The sequence below is a fragment of the Kushneria indalinina DSM 14324 genome (assembly GCF_003385845.1).
GTDB classification, from domain to species: Bacteria; Pseudomonadota; Gammaproteobacteria; order Pseudomonadales; family Halomonadaceae; genus Kushneria; species Kushneria indalinina.
This window is the reverse complement of sequence record NZ_QRDJ01000006.1, coordinates 197,381-213,657: the sequence shown is the minus strand read 5'-3', so window position 1 is coordinate 213,657 and position 16,277 is coordinate 197,381. Positions and strand designations below refer to the sequence as shown.

Genomic DNA, 16,277 nt, shown 5'->3' with positions numbered 1-16,277 from the left:
ATGCCAGACTGCCCGTGCCAGACAGTCCGTGCGAGACGGTTCGTGCGAGACTGTCTGCGCGAAACTATGGCCATTGAATCGAACCACCCTGCAGGTAGCTGCCATGCCCACCTCTTCACCGAACGACACCCTGAGTGTTTTTGAACTCAACCGACGCGCGCGCGCCTCGCTCGAAAACACGTTTGGCGAGGTGTGGGTCGAAGGCGAACTGTCGCGGGTGTCACGCCCGGCTTCGGGCCATCTCTATTTCACCCTCAAGGATGACCGCGCCCAGGTCAGCTGCGCGCTCTTTCGCAACCGGGCGCGCTTTGTTGCCGCCCCCATGCGCGAAGGCGACAGCGTGCGCATTCGGGCCAAGGTCTCGATCTTCGAGCCGCGCGGCGACTATCAGCTGATCGTGGAGGCCGTGCAGGAGGCCGGCCGCGGTGCCCTGCTGGCCGCGCTGGAGCGGTTGAAGACAACACTCGAGGGCGAAGGCGTCTTCAACAACGCCCGTGAACTGCCCTGCCCGCCCCAGCAGCTGGGTATTATTACCTCCGCCAGCGGCGCCGCCCTTCAGGACGTGCTGGCCGTGCTGCAGGCGCGCTGGCCGCTGGTCGAGGTGAGCATTCTGCCGGTACCGGTGCAGGGCGATCAGGCGGCCCCGGCCATGATCCGCGCGCTGGAAGCCGCCGCGCGTGACGGGCGCTTCGATGCGCTGCTGATCACCCGCGGCGGCGGCAGTCTGGAGGATCTGTGGTGTTTCAACGATGAACGCCTGGCGCGTGCCATTCAGGCCAGTCCGATCCCGGTGATGAGCGCGGTGGGTCATGAAATTGACACCACCCTGTCGGACCTGGCCGCCGACGTTCGCGCCCCGACGCCCTCGGCCGCCGCCGAACGGCTGGTGCCGGATCGCCGCGACATTCTGGAGCGGCTGTCGACTCTGACGCAGCGTCTAACGAGCGCCCAGCAGCGCCAGCTCGATCAGTGGAACCAGCGGCTGGATCACGCCGCCTCGCGCCTGCGCCACCCCGGCGAGCGTGTGAAGGCGCAGCGTCAACGCCTTGAGGATCTCGAGGCACGCCTGACACGCGCCATGACCTGGCGGCTGGATCAGTCTCGTCAGCATCTGGTCAGTGATCAGGCCCGACTGCAGCAGGCCTCCCCTGAGCGCACGCTGCGCGACCGACGCGAACGGCTCGACGCGCTGGAGCAGCGCCTGATGGCCGCCCCCGAGCGCCAGCTCAACGCCCAGCGTCAGAAGCTGGAAGGCCTGATGCGCGAGCTCAATGCTGTCAGCCCGCTGGCCGTGCTGGGCCGTGGCTACGCGATCCTGGAATCGTCCTCCGGCGTGGTGCGCCGATCAAACGACACCACGCCCGGCGAAGTGCTCACGGCCCGTCTGGGCGAGGGCCGGTTGAAGGTGGAAGTGAAGCGGCGGCTGAAGCGCTGATCAGAGCTGCCCTGCTGCATACACCGGCTTGAAGCTGTTGGGGTCGAGCTCGTGACGGGCGAGCAGCTTGTAGAAGTCGGTGCGATTGCGCCCGGCAATGCGTGCCGCCTGAGTGACATTGCCTTCGGTAATCTTGAGCACCTTGACCAGATAGCCGTGTTCAAAGCCGGCTCTCGCGGCGTTGAACGACGGCAGCGCGTTGTCCTCCGAGGCCAGTGCCTGGGCCACCAGCGCATGGGCAATGATCGGCGCGCTCGAAAGCGCCACGCACTGCTCTACCACGTTGACGAGCTGGCGCACATTGCCCGGCCAGGCGTGCGAGGCCAGCAGGTTGATGGCCTCCTTTGAAAATCCCTTCACCGATGGCTTGTGGCGGTCGGCGGCCAGCTCCAGGTGATAGCGCGCCAGAATCGGAATGTCTTCGGGGCGTTCGCGCAGGGCCGGCAGACGCAGATTGACCACGTTGAGCCGGTAGAAAAGATCCTCGCGGAAGGTGCCCTCGTTCATCGCCGCGTTGAGGTCACGATGGGTGGCCGAGATAACGCGCACATCCACATCGACGCTCTGCGTGCTGCCCAGCGGGCGCACCTGGCGCTCCTGCAGCACCCGCAGCAGCTTGACCTGCAGCGACATCGGCATGTCACCGATTTCATCGAGAAAGAGCGTGCCGCCGTGGGCGGCCTGAAAGAGCCCCTCATGAGCGTTGACCGCCCCGGTAAACGCGCCGCGGGCATGGCCGAACAGCTCGCTTTCCAGCAGCTGCTCTGGCAGGGCACCACAGTTGATGGCAATGAAGGGACGTTCGGCGCGGGCGCTGGCGCGATGCAGGGCACGCGCCAGAAGCTCCTTGCCGGAGCCGGAGGGACCGGAGAGCAGCACGCTGACATCGCTGCCGGCGACCTTGCCGGCCTGCTCGAGCACCTGCTCCATGACGGTACTGCGGGTAATGATGTCGCGGCGCCAGGCGGGATCTGCCTCATCGCTGGCAGGCGAGGTCTGCATGAGCGCCTCGTCCACCAGTGAAAACAGTTCGGTTCGATCAATGGGCTTGGTCAAAAAGCCGAACACCCCCTGGCGGGTGGCATTGACGGCTTCGGGAATGGAGCCGTGGGCGGTCAGGATGATGACCGGCAGCCCCGGATGGCGGGACTGAATCTCGCCAAACAGCGCCATGCCGTCCATGCCATCCATGCGCAGATCCGATAACACCAGATCAGGACGCTGCTGTTCGACCAGTGACAGTGCCTGGGGGCCGCTTTCAACGGTACTGACCCGATAGCCACGGCTTTCAAGACGCATGCCCAGGAGCTTCAAAAGACTCGGGTCATCGTCGACCAATAGCAGATGGGCAGTTTTCACGTATGTCTCCTTGCACACCCGACACGCGAGGAGCGCTCAGGGGGTCTGCCTGGCGTTCATGCTCTCCTCTATCGCGGTCAGGGCGTCCAGTTTCTTTTTGAGCTCGGTGTTTTCCTGCTCCAGCGACTGAATCTGCTGTCGCTGTCGGCTGTTACCCTGATGGCTGCGATTATGCTGTGCATCAAGCCTGGATTGAAGTCCGGACTGAAGTTCGGTGCGACGTTCCAGATCCCGCTGCCACTGCTCAAGCAGCGGCTGAATGCTTTCGGGTGCCTGCGGGGTATAGCGCTTGAACAGCTCAAGGCCTGTCGGCCAGTGCTCGGCATCCTCCTGGGAAAAGACCACCGCACGTGCCAGTCCGCCCCGGGGCGTATCGCTGTCCATGTATTGAAGCACTTCATCGCGCCACTGCTGTGTGCCGGTCTGCGCAGCGCGACCAAACGCGACCCACGTCGGCAGCAGGCACTCGTCATCCACCATGGTGGGAATGCCACGGGTAATACACCCTTCCTCGGCGGCGCTGGGGATGCGATCGCCAAACATGGCGCATCCGCTCAGCAGCATGGTCGCCAACAGGGCGCTGCCTGCCATCAGATTGTGCTTCATTGTCATATCCTTGCCATCGTCGCCCTTTCCCTTGCGGTCCGGGGTAAAGATGGGTTGTCCTGTGAAGCCTCTTCCAAAATCCAGGGAAGTACCAGCTCAAAGCAGACTTCACAGCCGTTGATCGAATCCTCGATGAGACTCAGTGTGCCGTGCTGGGCACGGGCGCTCTCGGCGGCGACCGACAGTCCGATGCCGGACCCCTTGAGCGGCCCCTTGCGCTGCGAACTGCCCTGATAGAACGGCTCGAACAGATGACCGCGGTCACGCTCGCTGATCGGCTGCCCGCTGTTGGCCACGTCCAGCGTCAGATGCTGCTGGTCGGCACTGGCCGAGATATAGAGCCGCCCCTCGTCATCACCGTAGGCAATGGCATTGGAGATCAGGTTATCCAAGATCCGCGCGGTCCGGGCGCGGTCGGCCTGCCAGTACAGCGGTGCGCGACGCTCCTCGACGACCATGCCCTTTTGCTGCAGCGCCAGCCGGTGCTTGGAAAGCACTTCATGGATGACGCTTGCCACGTCAAAACGCGTAACGTTAAGGCGGCGATTCTGCTGCAGCAGATTGTAATCCAGCAGCTGCTCGATCAGCGTCTGCAGCTCCTGACCACTTTCATCGATCAGCAGCACGATCTCGCGCTGGCGCTGGCTCATTTCCCCTACCACGCCATCGGCCAGAAGCCCCGAACCTTCACGGATACTGGCCAGCGGTGTCTTGAGCTCATGAGACATGTGACGCAAAAACTGCTGCTTTTGTTCCTCGAGCTCCCGCAGACGCCCCGACAGCCATTCAAGCCGCTCTTCCAGATTGACCAGCTCCAGCGGGCCCTGGATCGGTGGCGTCTCTTCGGTGTCACCGTTGCCCCCGATGCCGAGAATACGCTGCTCGAGCTGGCGAATCGGGCGAATGATACGCCAGGTGAAAAACAGGATCAGCACCAGACTGAATGAGACCAGTGCCAGTGTGGCCTGCCACAAGCGTGTGGTGACCTGATCGGCCTGGGTACGGATCTCGTCAATGCGCGCATCAACCTGCCTGCGGGTCGCCTCGGCAAGCGCTTCCGTGGTGGAGGTAAAGCGGCTGAATTCGGACAGCTGCGCGCTCAGGCTCTCCTCCCCGGGCGCGGGGAGGGTCTCCAGCACGGTCAACTGCTGGCGCAGCGACTGCATCAGGGGGCTGTCCCCCATGAAAGCGGCGTGTTCGTTGAGCAGATCACTATAGCGTGCGCGGCGCTCACCGTAGATTTCAAGCAGGCTCTGATCATCGAGCACCGCATACTGACGGGCACTGCGCTCCATATCCGTTGACAGATTGGTCAACTGACGGGCACGACGGGTTTCATCCACTGCCTCGCGGGCACTGACGTCAGCCAGCTCGGAAAGCTGGGAAAAGCTCTGGCCGGCGAGATGAATCAACACACCGATCGGCAGCATGACCAGCAAAAAGGCCGTCAGTACCTGCTGAAGAAGAGATCTGGGACGCCATCGACGCTTTATTCGAGAAGCCATGAGTTGACAGTCTCCGACAGGCGAGCCGTTAAGAAGGAGTATTTCGGAACGGGGAGAGAATAACCGATAATCTCACCGTTCGATAACGTCCGTATACACTTTTCACTCATTCAGTTTCATTTACCCTGCCGGATAAAAAAAGAGCCGGCAGGGCCGGCTCTCAATATACGCAGGGAACTGAAGGGTAATGTGGTGATATGGCCCTGCCCGCCTGACCATGCAGGGCCAAATCACCGTGGGCCTGGAGGGGCCCGAAGCCACGCTATCGAGATTGGCATTCAGGCTTTCGATAGCGCCTGCGGCTTCTTCCTGATCAAAAACACCACCAGTGCGGTGCTCTTGAAAGTCTGCCCGGGGATGGCATCCATGCCATGGCACTCTCTACCAACGCTGCCTGATGCCTCCCTGCAGAGCGCTCCCAGCAGGGGCATATCACGACAAGCCATTGTGTGATCGGCCCATCCTGATACGCCGTACTGCCATGTCCAGACTTATAGCCAAGAACGTGCCATCATAATATTTTTCCATATAAAACAGGACATTAAGCAAATTCGACAGCAGAAATCGGCAACGATTGTTACCACAGGAGAGTCATTCGAGCCAAAAATGTCGCCATATGGCGACATTACCAGCGCAAATAAAATATAAATTACTGTTTTTATTAAATTTTCTATTGTCTCCGGTTGACGACAAACGCTCTGGTTTTTGTCTTTAAACAGCGACAGCAGCACCGGTACCGGGTCAACTACCAGCGCTGGGCATGGTGGAGGGGGTCAGGGTCTTGAGCAGCACTCGGGAATTACGCTGCGGGTTATAGTGCTGGCGTCGCTTTTGAGGCAGTGCTTCGAGGTCTGCCTGCACAAAACCTCGCTCCAGAAACCAATGCAGGGTATGGGTCGTCAGGGCAAACAGTGCGGTCAGCCCCTGCTCGCGGGCGCGTTGTTCGACACCGTCCAGCAGCAGGTCGCCACGCTCACCGCCACGATAGCTGGTATGCACCGCCACACAGGCCAGCTCGCCGCTGTCCGATTCCGGGTAGGGGTGCAGCGCCGCACAGCCAATCACCATGCCATCACGTTCGATGACCACGTAATCCTCGATCTCCTGCTCCAGCCGCTCGCGTGAACGCGCCACCAGCATGCCGCGCTCTTCCAGAGGTTGCAAAAGCTCCAAAAGCCCGCCGATATCATCGATTCGGGCGCTGCGCAGCTGCTCGTAGCGCTCACGGGTGATCATGGTGCCAACCCCGTCACGGGTAAACAGCTCTGCCAGCAGCGCATCACGATCCTGCCAGGAAACAAGATGCGTACGCCCGACCCCCTGACGCGCCGCATCGCAGGCAACATGCACATGTTCGGCAAGCTCGGCATTTTCATGCTCACGAACCAGCGACTGGGCCTCCTGCAGATTCGGCTGACGCATCAGCCGGCCCTGGCTGTTGTAGAGCCCACCGGCGCGACCGACGATGATCAGCTTGTCGGCCTTGAGGGCAATGGCGGCGTGACGGGCGATATCAGCGGCGTCCAGATCAAAGACCTCGCCGGTGCTGGAGTACCCCAACGGCGGCAGCACCACCAGCGAGCGCTGATCCAGCAGGGTGCGAATGGCGTCGCTGCGCACGCGGCGCACCTCGCCGGCCCGCAGAAAGTCGACGCCTTCCCGGATGCCCAGCGGCTTGGCCATGACCAGATTGCCGCTGATGGCATTGATCTCGACGCCATGCAGCGGCGTGTTGGACAGCCCCGGCGAGAGCCTGGCTTCAATGGCCAGACGCAGGGTCGAGACTTCGCGCTCGATCAGCGTCATGCAGTCTTCATCGACCACGAATCGGCCCTGATGACGCTGTGGCGTCAGCGCCGCCGCCTCCAGCGCCTGTCGCACCTGGGCGCGCACGCCAAAGACCAGCACCAGTCGCACCCCCAGGATATGCAAAAGTGCCAGATCCTGAATCAGCGGTGCGCGACGCTCGGGCGTCAGCCCCTCTCCTTCGATCAGTACCACAAAGGTACGTCCCCGGTGGGCATCGATATAGGTCGATGAGTTTCGAAACCAGTCGGCAAAGGGAAATGAGATGTCCAAGGCGGCTCCATGGTCAGGCAGGCATCAATGGGGCCTCACGGTTGTGAAGGCTCCCTTATCTTAAAGCAGCTGGCGCCATGACGCAGGCCCGGGTGACATCGCCGGTTGCGGGGCACAAAAATTGCGGGGCATAAAAAAGGCCGCCGTACATCACGGCGGCCTGGCATTTTGCAACCCTTGAGGGGTGTCTAGCCGAACATGCCCTTGAGCATGAAAAAGAAGATGATCGACAGCGCCGCACCCGCCGGCAGCGTGACCAGCCAAGAGATCACGATGGTGCCCAGCACGCGCAGATTCAAGGCCCGCATGCCGCGTGCCAGACCCACGCCCAGCACCGCACCGACCAGCGTATGCGTGGTCGAAATCGGCAGGCCCGTGCCGGAGGCGATCACCACCGTGGTCGCCGCGGCAAGCGTTGCGGCAAAGCCGCGCGACGGCGTCAGTTCGGTAATGCCGGTACCGACGGTGGCGATCACGCGGTGGCCATAGGTCAAAAGACCAAAGACGATACCGCCGCCGCCCAGAATCAGAATCCACCAGGGCAGCGCGGCATTGCCGCCAATCTGACCATGGGTCTGTACGACGCTGACTACCGCCGCCAGCGGCCCTACGGCGTTGGCCACGTCGTTGGAGCCGTGCGCGAAGGCCATGGCACAGGCGGTAAACATCATCAGAAGGCCGAAGATGCGCTCCACGCCCGAGAAACTGAAACGGTCGTTCTTGCGCGGCTCGTGGCCGATACGCCGCTCCAGCAGAATACCCAGCAGTGTAATGATCGCACCCACACCCATGGCCCAGAGCAGCGCATCGGTGAAGGTGAGATCAAGCCCCACATGGCTCAGGCCCTTGAGCAGGGTCACCATCGCCACGATAAAGCCGACCAGAAACATGTAGCCCGGCACATAGCGACGCGCCGCCGCCAGCGGGTCCTTGTTTTCAAAGATGAGGGTCTGAATCGAGCGAAACAGCAAAAAGGCGAGCACCCCGGCAATGAAGGGCGAGGTGACCCAGCTCGAGACGATCTGGCCCACCGCGCTCCACTGCACGGAGGCGGGGCCGAGCCCGGCCACGGCAAAACCGACAATGGCGCCCACGATGGAGTGCGTGGTGGACACCGGCCAGCCCTTTTTGGAGGCAATCATCAGCCAGATGGCGGCCGAGAGCAGCGATGACAGCATGCCGTAGACCAGATACTGCGGCGCTTCATTCAACAGGGTGGGATCGATGATGCCGTTGCGAATGGTGGAGGTGACCTCACCGCCGGCAAGCCAGGCCCCCAGAAATTCGAAAATGATGGCGATGACGATCGCCTGGCGAATGGTAATGGCCTTTGAGCCGACCGAAGTGCCCATGGCATTGGCAACATCATTGGCGCCAACGCCCCAGGCCATGAAGAAGCCGAAAACGCAGGCGAGAAGAATAAAGAGCTCGCCATGCTGTGCGATGATGGTCATAGGAAATGTCGTTATCCGAACTTCACTACCCGATGGTGGCGTGCACCTATCGGGCCAAAAGGATTTGCAGGCGGCTGCCTACGCGTTCAGAGCGGTCGGAAACCTCACCGATCCAGTCAATGATCTGATAAAGGAACATGACATCGATTGGCGGCAGTTCTTTTTCCAGCTCAAAAAGGCGGCGCCGGATCATGACCTGCTGATCGTCGGCCTGGTGTTCGAGTTCATGAAGCTTGCGGATCTGATCGCCCAGAAGATCGGAGACATTGCGTCCAAAACCCGACTCCAGTAGATCATCCAGCTCGGCCAGCGCCTGGCGCGCCTGATGGACCGTGGCGACCGCAATGCGCAGGTACTCCTGAAAGATATCCTCCATCGCTTCAGGAATACGCATGCGACGCCCGAGCATGATCCCGGCGATATCCTTGATCTTGTTGGCTATCTTGTCCTGTACACTGATCAGTTCGAGCAGGTCGGAACGCGATACCGGCAAAAAGATGCTGTTGGGCAGATTCATGCGGATATGGGTTTTCAGCTCATCGGCGTCATGCTCGCCTGCGCTGATGCGATTACGAATCTCGCCGGCACGTTCCCAGTCCTGCTCAAGCGTCGCCTGAAAGAAGATCGGCAACAGGTCGGCGCACTCGACAGTCTTGTCGATATGTTCAAGCAGCGGCTGAAACGGCGACCGGCCGAACAGTGCTGAAAAGGGATTGGATGACACCATGGTGATTTCACTGCAATGAAAAATGGCGCCACCAGTATATTTATCTGACCTCCCTGCGTCATGAAAATTTAACGTTTGGCCCCCGGATAGAGCGAATTGACACATGAATTCGAGCACGCAAAGCGACAATACCGTCACCAACGCAACGAATGGCCCGCAGGAGGTAGAGCTCAAGCTGGCGCTGGGTCGCGACAGCGTTGACGCCCTGATGGCCCACCCCCTGCTCACGGATACGCCCCCCGAGACGCACCGCCTGGCCAATGTCTATTACGACACACCGGAACTGGCCCTTGAAGCGCACCGTGTGGCCCTGCGTCTGCGCGGCGACGGTCAGACATTCGTGCAGACGGTCAAGACCGCCGGCGACGGCCAAGGCGGGCTGCACACCCGCGGTGAATGGGAAACGCCGCGCAGTGAGGAACGTCTGGACCTTGAGTGGCTGGCCGGGCTTGGCGTCACGCCCTTTGAGAACAGCGAGGTTCGAGAGGCACTACAAGGGGTCTATCGCACCGACTTTCAGCGCACCCAGTGGTTGCTGAAACACGAAGGCAGCCACATCGAGCTGGCACTGGATATCGGTAAAATACGCGTGGGCGAGCAACAGGTCGACATCCATGAGATCGAGCTTGAGCTCAAGGATGGCGAAGAGAGCGCCCTCTGGTCGCTGGCCGATCAGCTGGCCCAGCACTGCGCCCTGCGCCCGGCCAACGCCAGCAAGGCAGCGCGGGCCGCTTCACTGCGCGAGCAGCAGTGGCAGCTGCCCCCCTGCGCGCTCGACATGCCGGATCAGTGTCTGGAGCGGGCGATTCTGGCCCTTGATGCCTGGCAGGACAGCCAGCAGCAGGCATTCCTGTATGCCGCGCGCCAGACACTGCTCAACCTGACCCGTCATGATGACCCGGAAGTGGCGACCCTTGCCGGCCGCCTTGGTGAGTCGCTGTCCCGCCCCGGCTGGCTGGATGTACGCTTCGGGCAACAGTGGCTGCTGTTGATGCAGCGCCTGTATCGTCAGTAGGCCATTACGGCAACCCTCACGGGCCGCTCGAGGGGGGTTGGGACGTTAGCGTTTTAAAGCGATACCGGCTGCGATGGCATCGGTAACAGCGTGGCATTGAGCCGGCCCAGCACGTCCTGAGACGGCATGGGCCGGGCATAGATGAAGCCCTGGATCTGCTCGGCGCCCATGTCGCATACCGTCCTGAGCGTGGCGCACTCCTCGACACCTTCTACCACCACACGAAACTCCAGGCGGCGGCACAGGTCGATGACCGAGGTCATCACATGGCGCTTGCGAGGCTCATGCTCCAGATCCATCACAAAGCGGCGATCGATCTTGATGCAGTCCAACGGCAGTTCACACAGCTGCGAGAGCGACGAGTAACCGCTGCCAAAGTCATCCAGGGCGATGGAAATGCCGTGTTCGCGCAGCCGGACCAGATTGCGCAGCGCAATGGCAGGCTCTGCCAGCACGGCCGATTCAGTGATCTCCAGATTGACGCGCCTGGGGTCGGCGCCGTGTTTGTGAATCAGCGTCATCATGTCATCGACCAGCATCACGTCCTTGAGCTGATGACGGGATAGATTGATGTTAATCACGAAATCCTGCCCAAAGCGGTCGGTAAAGGCCGGGTCCACCAGAATGTGCAGCGCCTTGTCGATCAGCTGCTGACTGAGCTGATGGATGAGGCCGGTGGATTCGGCGGCCTCGATGAATGCCCCCGGCAGGGCGATCCCTTCTTCGCCATCGCGCAGACGCATCAACGCCTCAAAGGCGACAACCCTCCCCCCTTCCCTGACGCTGACAATGGGCTGCAGAAAACACAGCACGCCATCACAGGCCAGTGCCGCACGGATCAGCTGCTCGCCGCGACTGGCGCGACGGGCGCGCTCATACAGCTCATCGCTGTAGTAATGGATACCGCCCACCCCCGTACCGGAAGCGTTATTGACGGTCAGACGCGCCCGTTTTCTCAGTGTCTCCGCGCCGACATGGCAGCCGCCATCGAAGGGCACCACGCCTACCACATGGGAGAGCCATACGCGTCCCGTCGGGGTTTCCAGCGGCATGCCCAGCATCTGCTGAAGCGGCTCGAGAAAGCGCTTCAGCGCCGTCTGGCACTGAAAGGGGGTCACCAGTGCATAGCTGAAACCGGGCAGCGCGATCAAACGGCCCGCGGGCAGCAGGTCGGCCAACAGATCGGCAATGCGGGTTTCCAGTTCGCGGGTGTTATTGAAATGCTCGGACTCGCTCAAAAGCGTGGCATTGACCATGGTGATCTTGACCAGCGCGTGACGCGTGCCCGCGGTATCCGCCAGAGCATCTTCCAGCAGCTGGTTAAGCAGCTCGGAGTTGCCAAGCCCGGTCACCGGATCGCGATAGCGCTCATGGGTGATGTCACTGACCACGCCGGTCAGGCCCGGCTGGCCCTCTGCGCCGTTCCCCACGATGCGCAGACGTATGAAACGCCACTGCCCCTGACCATCACGAAGGCGACATTCAACGCGCGACACCCCCTGTGCGGACGCCGCTTGGTGGCACAGCGCGTGTACGCGGTCACGATCCCTGGGGTGCAGCGTCTGACACCACTGCGTCAGAGAGTCTGCAGGCGTACCGTGATACAGCGCCTGCCAGTGCGATGACAGCGTCAGGGCATCGCCTTGCGCCTCCCAGTGCCAGATCACATCATGCTCACACAGCAACATGCGCTCATATTGTGACAGCGGGATATTGTCCAGCGCCGCGCCGGCATTCTCAGGTATCGGGGTGGTCTGAAGCAGGTCAGACAGGGCACGGCGACATGTCGACAGGTGGGTCAGCCGCTTCTCGTCGAGCGAGGCGGACTCTGCCGCCAGCTCATCGGCCAGATCGCGAATATCGTGACATAATGCCTGCACCGTACGACGCATGGCGCACCCCGTGAATGTTGTTGCTGACTGGCGACGGACCGTATCGTGCACTGTTCGTCACCCCTTTCGACGGGCGACCCGGGATACTGCAGGCGATAGCGGTCAGACTTATTGCTGTGTTTAACGGCGGGGGCTGCGTTTGCTGAAGCGTCATGGCATGATTTTTCGGCGTTACCCCCACAGGCGCAAACGCCTTTCCTCCACACAAGAACTTCGGAGCGCCGGTGAGCAGCGAATCCCACGAAAAACAGATGACGCTTCGGGATCGTATCTTTCAGATCATCTTTGAATCGGATACGCCAGCCGCCAAGGGCTTCGATATTGCCCTGATCATTATGATCATTGTCAGCGTCGTCATCATCCTGCTCGACAGTGTGGTCAGTCTGCAGGCGCGCTATGGGGAAGCCTTCATGGTCGCCGAGTGGGCCTTTACGGGGATTTTCACAGTCGAGTATCTGCTGCGTCTTTACTGTCTGGACCGGCCGGTGCGCTATGCCCGCAGCACCTACGGCATCATCGATCTGCTCAGCATCCTGCCCTCCTGGCTGAGTCTGATATTTCCCGGCAGCCAGGCACTGCTGGTCATCCGGGTACTGCGCATCATGCGCCTGTTCCGGGTACTGCGTCTGATGGAGTTTGTCGGCGAAGGCAACCTGCTGCTGGAAGCCCTGGAGCGCAGCCGCCAAAAGATTTTGATGTTCCTGATGACCGTCATGTCGCTGGTCATTGTCTTCGGCGCACTGGTCTATCTGATCGAGCCGGTCGAGGCCGGCTTTACCAGCATTCCCAAGTCCATCTACTGGGCGGTGGTGACGCTGACCACGGTGGGCTATGGCGATATTTCGCCCATTACGCCCGTGGGGCAGTTCATCTCGGCGATGATGATGATTCTGGGCTATTCGATTCTGGCGGTGCCCACCGGCGTCTTCTCCGCCGAGGTCATGCGCTCGATCCGGCGTAACCACTATTCCGACGAAGCCTGCCCGGGCTGTGGCCACGAAGGCCATGAGCGCGATGCCAAATACTGTCGGCTTTGCGGCAGCGGACTCGATGAGGAAGCCGAGGATCCCAAACGCAAGGAGCTCGACGACGAGATCGAGGAACTGCAGAGTGAGCGAGACGCCCTCGACGAGGAGATGAAGCTGTTGGAGCAGGAGCGCGACGGCACCTCGCCCTCCCATGACGGCAACGATGCGTCGGACAAACGTGATGGGCCGGATGAAGACAGCAATCCGGGGTCAAACGATCTCCCTCCGGATCAGCGCTAGCCGCCGCCCTGTCGTCATCAAACAAACCTGCAGGATGGCCTGCAGGTTTGTTTGATGCGCTCGATCGATTGGCAGGGCCATGGATCAGCCAAAGGCGCTGGTGTCCCCGCGACCCTGGCGCAGCACTTCAGGCGGCAGCGTTCGCATGTCCAGCACCGTGGTTGGCTCCATCGGGCAGGCACCGCCGTCGATGATGGCATCAAGCTGCGAACCAAAGCGGTCGCGAATCTCTTCGGCATCCGTCATGGGCTGCGTGTCGTCCGGCGCGATGAAGGTCACGCTCATCAGCGGCGCGCCAACGGTCTCCAGAATATCGCGGGTGATGCGATGATCGGGCACGCGAATGCCGATGGTGCGGCGTTTGGGGTGCAGCAACAGCCTGGGCACCTCGTTGGTGGCATCGAGAATGAAGGTATAGGCGCCCGGCGTGTGGGCCTTGAGCACTCGAAAAACGGGGCTGTCCATGCGGGCATAGGTACCGATCTCGTTGAGATCGGGAAACATCAGGGTGAAGTTGTGCTTGTCATCAAGGTTACGCAGGCGCTTGATCCGCTCAACACCCTTCTTGTTGCCCGGCAGACAGCCCAGCGCGTAGCCGGAGTCGGTGGGATAGGCAATCACCCCGCCCTTTTCGAGAATCTCGCGCGTCTGGGTCAAAAGGCGCTTTTGCGGGGTTTCCGGATGCAAAGAAAAGAACTGGCTCATGGGATGGTCTCCTGGGTCTGGCAAGAAATGGCGTTCACAAACCGTCAAAGGCGGGCGCCAGCCGGGGATGCTGCCAGATGGGTATCAACTGACTGCGTGGTGCGGCACTCAGGGTACCCGGGGCCAGCGCCCCGCCCTGATAGTGAAAGTCACTGCCCAGCGAGGCATAAAGCCCTCGTTTGGCAAGAAGCGAGGCCAGATCACGGCCGCGGTCATCGTTTTGATAGCCGCTGATCAGCTCGGCCCCTTCACCACCCAGCGCGGTAAACTCATCCAGCAAAAGCCCCAGCCGCCGCCGGGTCAGCCCATAGCGCAGCGGATGCGCCACCACCGCCACACCGCCGGCCAGGCGAACGCTCTCAAGGGTCTCTTCCAGTGTGGGCCAGTGCACCTTCACATCGCCAGTCTTTCCCGAGCCGAGATAGCGCTTGAACGCGCGCGCCATGTCCGGCACCAGCCCTGCCGCCACCAGTGCGCGGGCAAAGTCCGGGCGGCCCAGCAGCCGGGCACCCCCGCTTTGTTCACGTGCCCGCTCAAGAGCGTTCTCAAGACCGACCTTCTCAAGCCGGGTGGCAATTTCCAGCGCCCGGTCATGACGGGCATGGGCGAGGCGTTCGAGCAGCGCGGTCATCGGCGGCCGAGCCTCACCATGCCACAGCGCGACCACGTGAATGCCCACCCCCTGCCAGCGGGTGGACAGCTCGACACCGGGCACCAGCGTCATCCCCAGGGCCCGGGCCTGCTGTGCTGCCGCCTCGACGCCATCGATGGTATCGTGATCGGTCAGCGCCGCGCACGACAGGCCGCGCTGATGACAGAGATCCATCAGCGCCTGCGGCGAGAGCCTGCCGTCGGAGGCCGTGGAGTGCAGGTGAAGATCGATATGGCGGGCCCGCTCCAGGCTCATGCCGGGGTCAAAGGATGACGACCCGGGGTCAGGGGATGACGATCCGGGGTCAGGGGATGGCGATCCGGGGTCAGGGGATAACGATGTAGTATCCTGCTCGTTCATTGGCCTCTCGGTAGCAGCAAAATCGATAGCAGCAAAATCGGTGGCAGCGAAGTCTGCGTGGTATAACGGCGTGGCCGTCCGGTGACGGCCCTGAATGCGGGCCATGTTGCGCCGGACGTCCCCAGGAATCAATGAATGCCCGTATTTCTGCCCAGAGCCCTGCCGCTGGCATTTTTTCAGGAGTGTTGTGTATGAAAATGCTGATCGACTTTCTGCCGATCGCCATCTTCGTTGTGGTCTATCAGATGACCAAGGATATCGTGCTGGCCACCGCCGTTTTGATTCCGGCCACCATCGCGCAGGTGCTCTTTACCTGGTGGCGCTGGCGCAAGGTCGAAAAGATGCATCTGGTCACGCTGGCACTGGTCGTGCTGCTGGGTGGGGCCACCGTGATTCTGGGCGATGGCGACTTCATCAAGTGGAAGCCGACCGTGGTCAACTGGCTCTTTGCCGTCGCCTTTCTGCTCTCGCCGCTGTTTGGCGGCAAGTCGCTGATCGAGCGGATGATGGAGAAGAACATGACCCTGCCCTCCCCGGTCTGGATGCGCCTGAATCTGGCCTGGGTGGCCTTCTTTCTGGCCATGGGCGCGGTCAATATCGCGGTGTTTACCCATTTCAGCGAGGAAGTCTGGGTCAACTTCAAGCTCTTTGGCATGATGGGGCTGACGTTTTTGTTCATCATCATCCAGGGCGTTTATATCGCGCGTCATCTGCCCGGTGACGAGAAGACGATCAAGGGCACCGATCCCTACGGAAAGGAGAAGTGAGCATGCTTTACGTCATCATCGGAGAAGATGTGGATGAAAGTCTCGAGGCGCGACAGAGTGTGCGACCCGAGCACCTGGCACGCCTTGAGGCCCTGCGTGACGAGGGGCGTCTGGTTCTGGCCGGGCCGTTTCCCGCCGTGGACGGCAGTGATCCGGGCAATGCCGGCTTCAGCGGCAGCCTGATCGTGGCCGAGTTCGACTCCCTGGAGCAGGCACGCGCCTGGGCGGACGACGACCCTTACGTCGGCGCAGGCGTTTATGCACAGGTCAGCGTCCGACCGTTTAAAAAAGTACTGCCCTGAACCGGAAAGGCCCCGGTTTCGCGGGGCTCGCACGCGTTTATCCACAGGATTTCTGTTATGCACACTCTGCGTGGATAAGCCTGTGACAACATTGTGCGATCCCCGCGAACACATTGCGCAAAGCGTGATGGTGACAGGCCTGCCAGAAATC

Annotated in this window: 14 protein-coding genes; 5 read left to right on the top strand and 9 right to left on the bottom strand. The window is 61.4% G+C overall.

The annotated features are described in order from the left end of the window. Positions 1 to 103 precede the first annotated feature (103 nt). Positions 104 to 1,435, top strand: a complete 1,332-nt coding sequence (gene xseA / locus C8D72_RS01015) for an exodeoxyribonuclease VII large subunit (protein WP_115852568.1) — start codon at positions 104 to 106, stop codon at positions 1,433 to 1,435. On the opposite strand, the gene glrR is transcribed toward xseA, so the two are convergent. From glrR to C8D72_RS00985, 6 genes are all read right to left on the bottom strand, one after another. Beyond that, complete coding sequence (glrR, locus tag C8D72_RS01010; protein ID WP_115852567.1) at positions 1,436 to 2,794, bottom strand: two-component system response regulator GlrR; 1,359 nt, start codon at positions 2,792 to 2,794, stop codon at positions 1,436 to 1,438. Between the two features lie 36 nt (positions 2,795 to 2,830). Continuing rightward, positions 2,831 to 3,400: a hypothetical protein gene (locus tag C8D72_RS01005; RefSeq protein ID WP_170140454.1), complete on the bottom strand. Its 570-nt coding sequence runs from the start codon at positions 3,398 to 3,400 to the stop codon at positions 2,831 to 2,833. Between the two features lie 2 nt (positions 3,401 to 3,402). Further along, positions 3,403 to 4,905: a sensor histidine kinase gene (locus C8D72_RS01000; protein ID WP_115852565.1), complete on the bottom strand. Its 1,503-nt coding sequence runs from the start codon at positions 4,903 to 4,905 to the stop codon at positions 3,403 to 3,405. A gap of 741 nt (positions 4,906 to 5,646) precedes the next feature. Then, positions 5,647 to 6,984, bottom strand: coding sequence for an amino-acid N-acetyltransferase (argA, locus tag C8D72_RS00995; protein ID WP_115852564.1), 1,338 nt, complete (start codon positions 6,982 to 6,984; stop codon positions 5,647 to 5,649). Between the two features lie 188 nt (positions 6,985 to 7,172). Continuing rightward, on the bottom strand, positions 7,173 to 8,438 hold the full coding sequence (locus C8D72_RS00990; RefSeq protein ID WP_115852563.1) for an inorganic phosphate transporter: 1,266 nt from the start codon (positions 8,436 to 8,438) through the stop codon (positions 7,173 to 7,175). A gap of 46 nt (positions 8,439 to 8,484) precedes the next feature. Continuing rightward, a complete protein-coding gene (locus C8D72_RS00985) occupies positions 8,485 to 9,165 on the bottom strand; it encodes a TIGR00153 family protein (protein ID WP_115852562.1) in 681 nt (226 codons plus the stop codon). A 103-nt stretch (positions 9,166 to 9,268) separates the two neighbouring features. Here C8D72_RS00985 and C8D72_RS00980 point away from each other — a divergent pair, with 103 nt between their 5' ends. Then, on the top strand, positions 9,269 to 10,180 hold the full coding sequence (locus tag C8D72_RS00980) for a CYTH domain-containing protein (RefSeq protein ID WP_115852561.1): 912 nt from the start codon (positions 9,269 to 9,271) through the stop codon (positions 10,178 to 10,180). Positions 10,181 to 10,233: 53 nt separating this feature from the next. Here C8D72_RS00980 and C8D72_RS00975 read toward each other — a convergent pair whose 3' ends face one another. Then, positions 10,234 to 12,072, bottom strand: coding sequence for an EAL domain-containing protein (locus C8D72_RS00975; protein WP_115852560.1), 1,839 nt, complete (start codon positions 12,070 to 12,072; stop codon positions 10,234 to 10,236). A 251-nt stretch (positions 12,073 to 12,323) separates the two neighbouring features. Between C8D72_RS00975 and C8D72_RS00970 the strand changes: the two genes are divergently transcribed. Continuing rightward, positions 12,324 to 13,340, top strand: coding sequence for an ion transporter (locus C8D72_RS00970; RefSeq protein ID WP_115852559.1), 1,017 nt, complete (start codon positions 12,324 to 12,326; stop codon positions 13,338 to 13,340). An 84-nt stretch (positions 13,341 to 13,424) separates the two neighbouring features. Here the strand turns inward: C8D72_RS00970 and C8D72_RS00965 are convergent, their stop codons facing one another. Continuing rightward, on the bottom strand, positions 13,425 to 14,045 hold the full coding sequence (locus C8D72_RS00965) for an L-threonylcarbamoyladenylate synthase (protein WP_115852558.1): 621 nt from the start codon (positions 14,043 to 14,045) through the stop codon (positions 13,425 to 13,427). 34 nt (positions 14,046 to 14,079) lie between these two features. Then, entirely contained in the window at positions 14,080 to 14,952 is an 873-nt protein-coding gene (locus tag C8D72_RS00960) for a PHP domain-containing protein (protein ID WP_115852557.1), read from the bottom strand. A gap of 296 nt (positions 14,953 to 15,248) precedes the next feature. Between C8D72_RS00960 and C8D72_RS00955 the strand changes: the two genes are divergently transcribed. Together C8D72_RS00955 and C8D72_RS00950 are read left to right on the top strand one after the other, a co-directional pair. Further along, positions 15,249 to 15,824 (top strand): septation protein A, encoded by a 576-nt coding sequence (locus C8D72_RS00955; protein WP_115852556.1) that lies wholly within the window; start codon positions 15,249 to 15,251, stop codon positions 15,822 to 15,824. Between the two features lie 2 nt (positions 15,825 to 15,826). Continuing rightward, positions 15,827 to 16,126: a YciI family protein gene (locus C8D72_RS00950; RefSeq protein ID WP_115852555.1), complete on the top strand. Its 300-nt coding sequence runs from the start codon at positions 15,827 to 15,829 to the stop codon at positions 16,124 to 16,126. Positions 16,127 to 16,277: the final 151 nt, after the last annotated feature.

Bases quoted from the DNA above. Each gene is read 5' to 3' on its own strand.
- xseA (WP_115852568.1), top strand. From the start codon at position 104: ATGCCCACCTCTTCACCGAACGACACCCTGAGTGTTTTTGAACTCAAC.
- C8D72_RS01005 (WP_170140454.1), bottom strand. From the start codon at position 3,400: ATGAAGCACAATCTGATGGCAGGCAGCGCCCTGTTGGCGACCATGCTG.
- C8D72_RS01000 (WP_115852565.1), bottom strand. From the start codon at position 4,905: ATGGCTTCTCGAATAAAGCGTCGATGGCGTCCCAGATCTCTTCTTCAG.
- C8D72_RS00990 (WP_115852563.1), bottom strand. From the start codon at position 8,438: ATGACCATCATCGCACAGCATGGCGAGCTCTTTATTCTTCTCGCCTGC.
- C8D72_RS00985 (WP_115852562.1), bottom strand. From the start codon at position 9,165: ATGGTGTCATCCAATCCCTTTTCAGCACTGTTCGGCCGGTCGCCGTTT.
- C8D72_RS00980 (WP_115852561.1), top strand. From the start codon at position 9,269: ATGAATTCGAGCACGCAAAGCGACAATACCGTCACCAACGCAACGAAT.
- C8D72_RS00975 (WP_115852560.1), bottom strand. From the start codon at position 12,072: ATGCGTCGTACGGTGCAGGCATTATGTCACGATATTCGCGATCTGGCC.
- C8D72_RS00970 (WP_115852559.1), top strand. From the start codon at position 12,324: ATGACGCTTCGGGATCGTATCTTTCAGATCATCTTTGAATCGGATACG.
- C8D72_RS00965 (WP_115852558.1), bottom strand. From the start codon at position 14,045: ATGAGCCAGTTCTTTTCTTTGCATCCGGAAACCCCGCAAAAGCGCCTT.
- C8D72_RS00960 (WP_115852557.1), bottom strand. From the start codon at position 14,952: ATGAGCCTGGAGCGGGCCCGCCATATCGATCTTCACCTGCACTCCACG.
- C8D72_RS00955 (WP_115852556.1), top strand. From the start codon at position 15,249: ATGAAAATGCTGATCGACTTTCTGCCGATCGCCATCTTCGTTGTGGTC.
- C8D72_RS00950 (WP_115852555.1), top strand. From the start codon at position 15,827: ATGCTTTACGTCATCATCGGAGAAGATGTGGATGAAAGTCTCGAGGCG.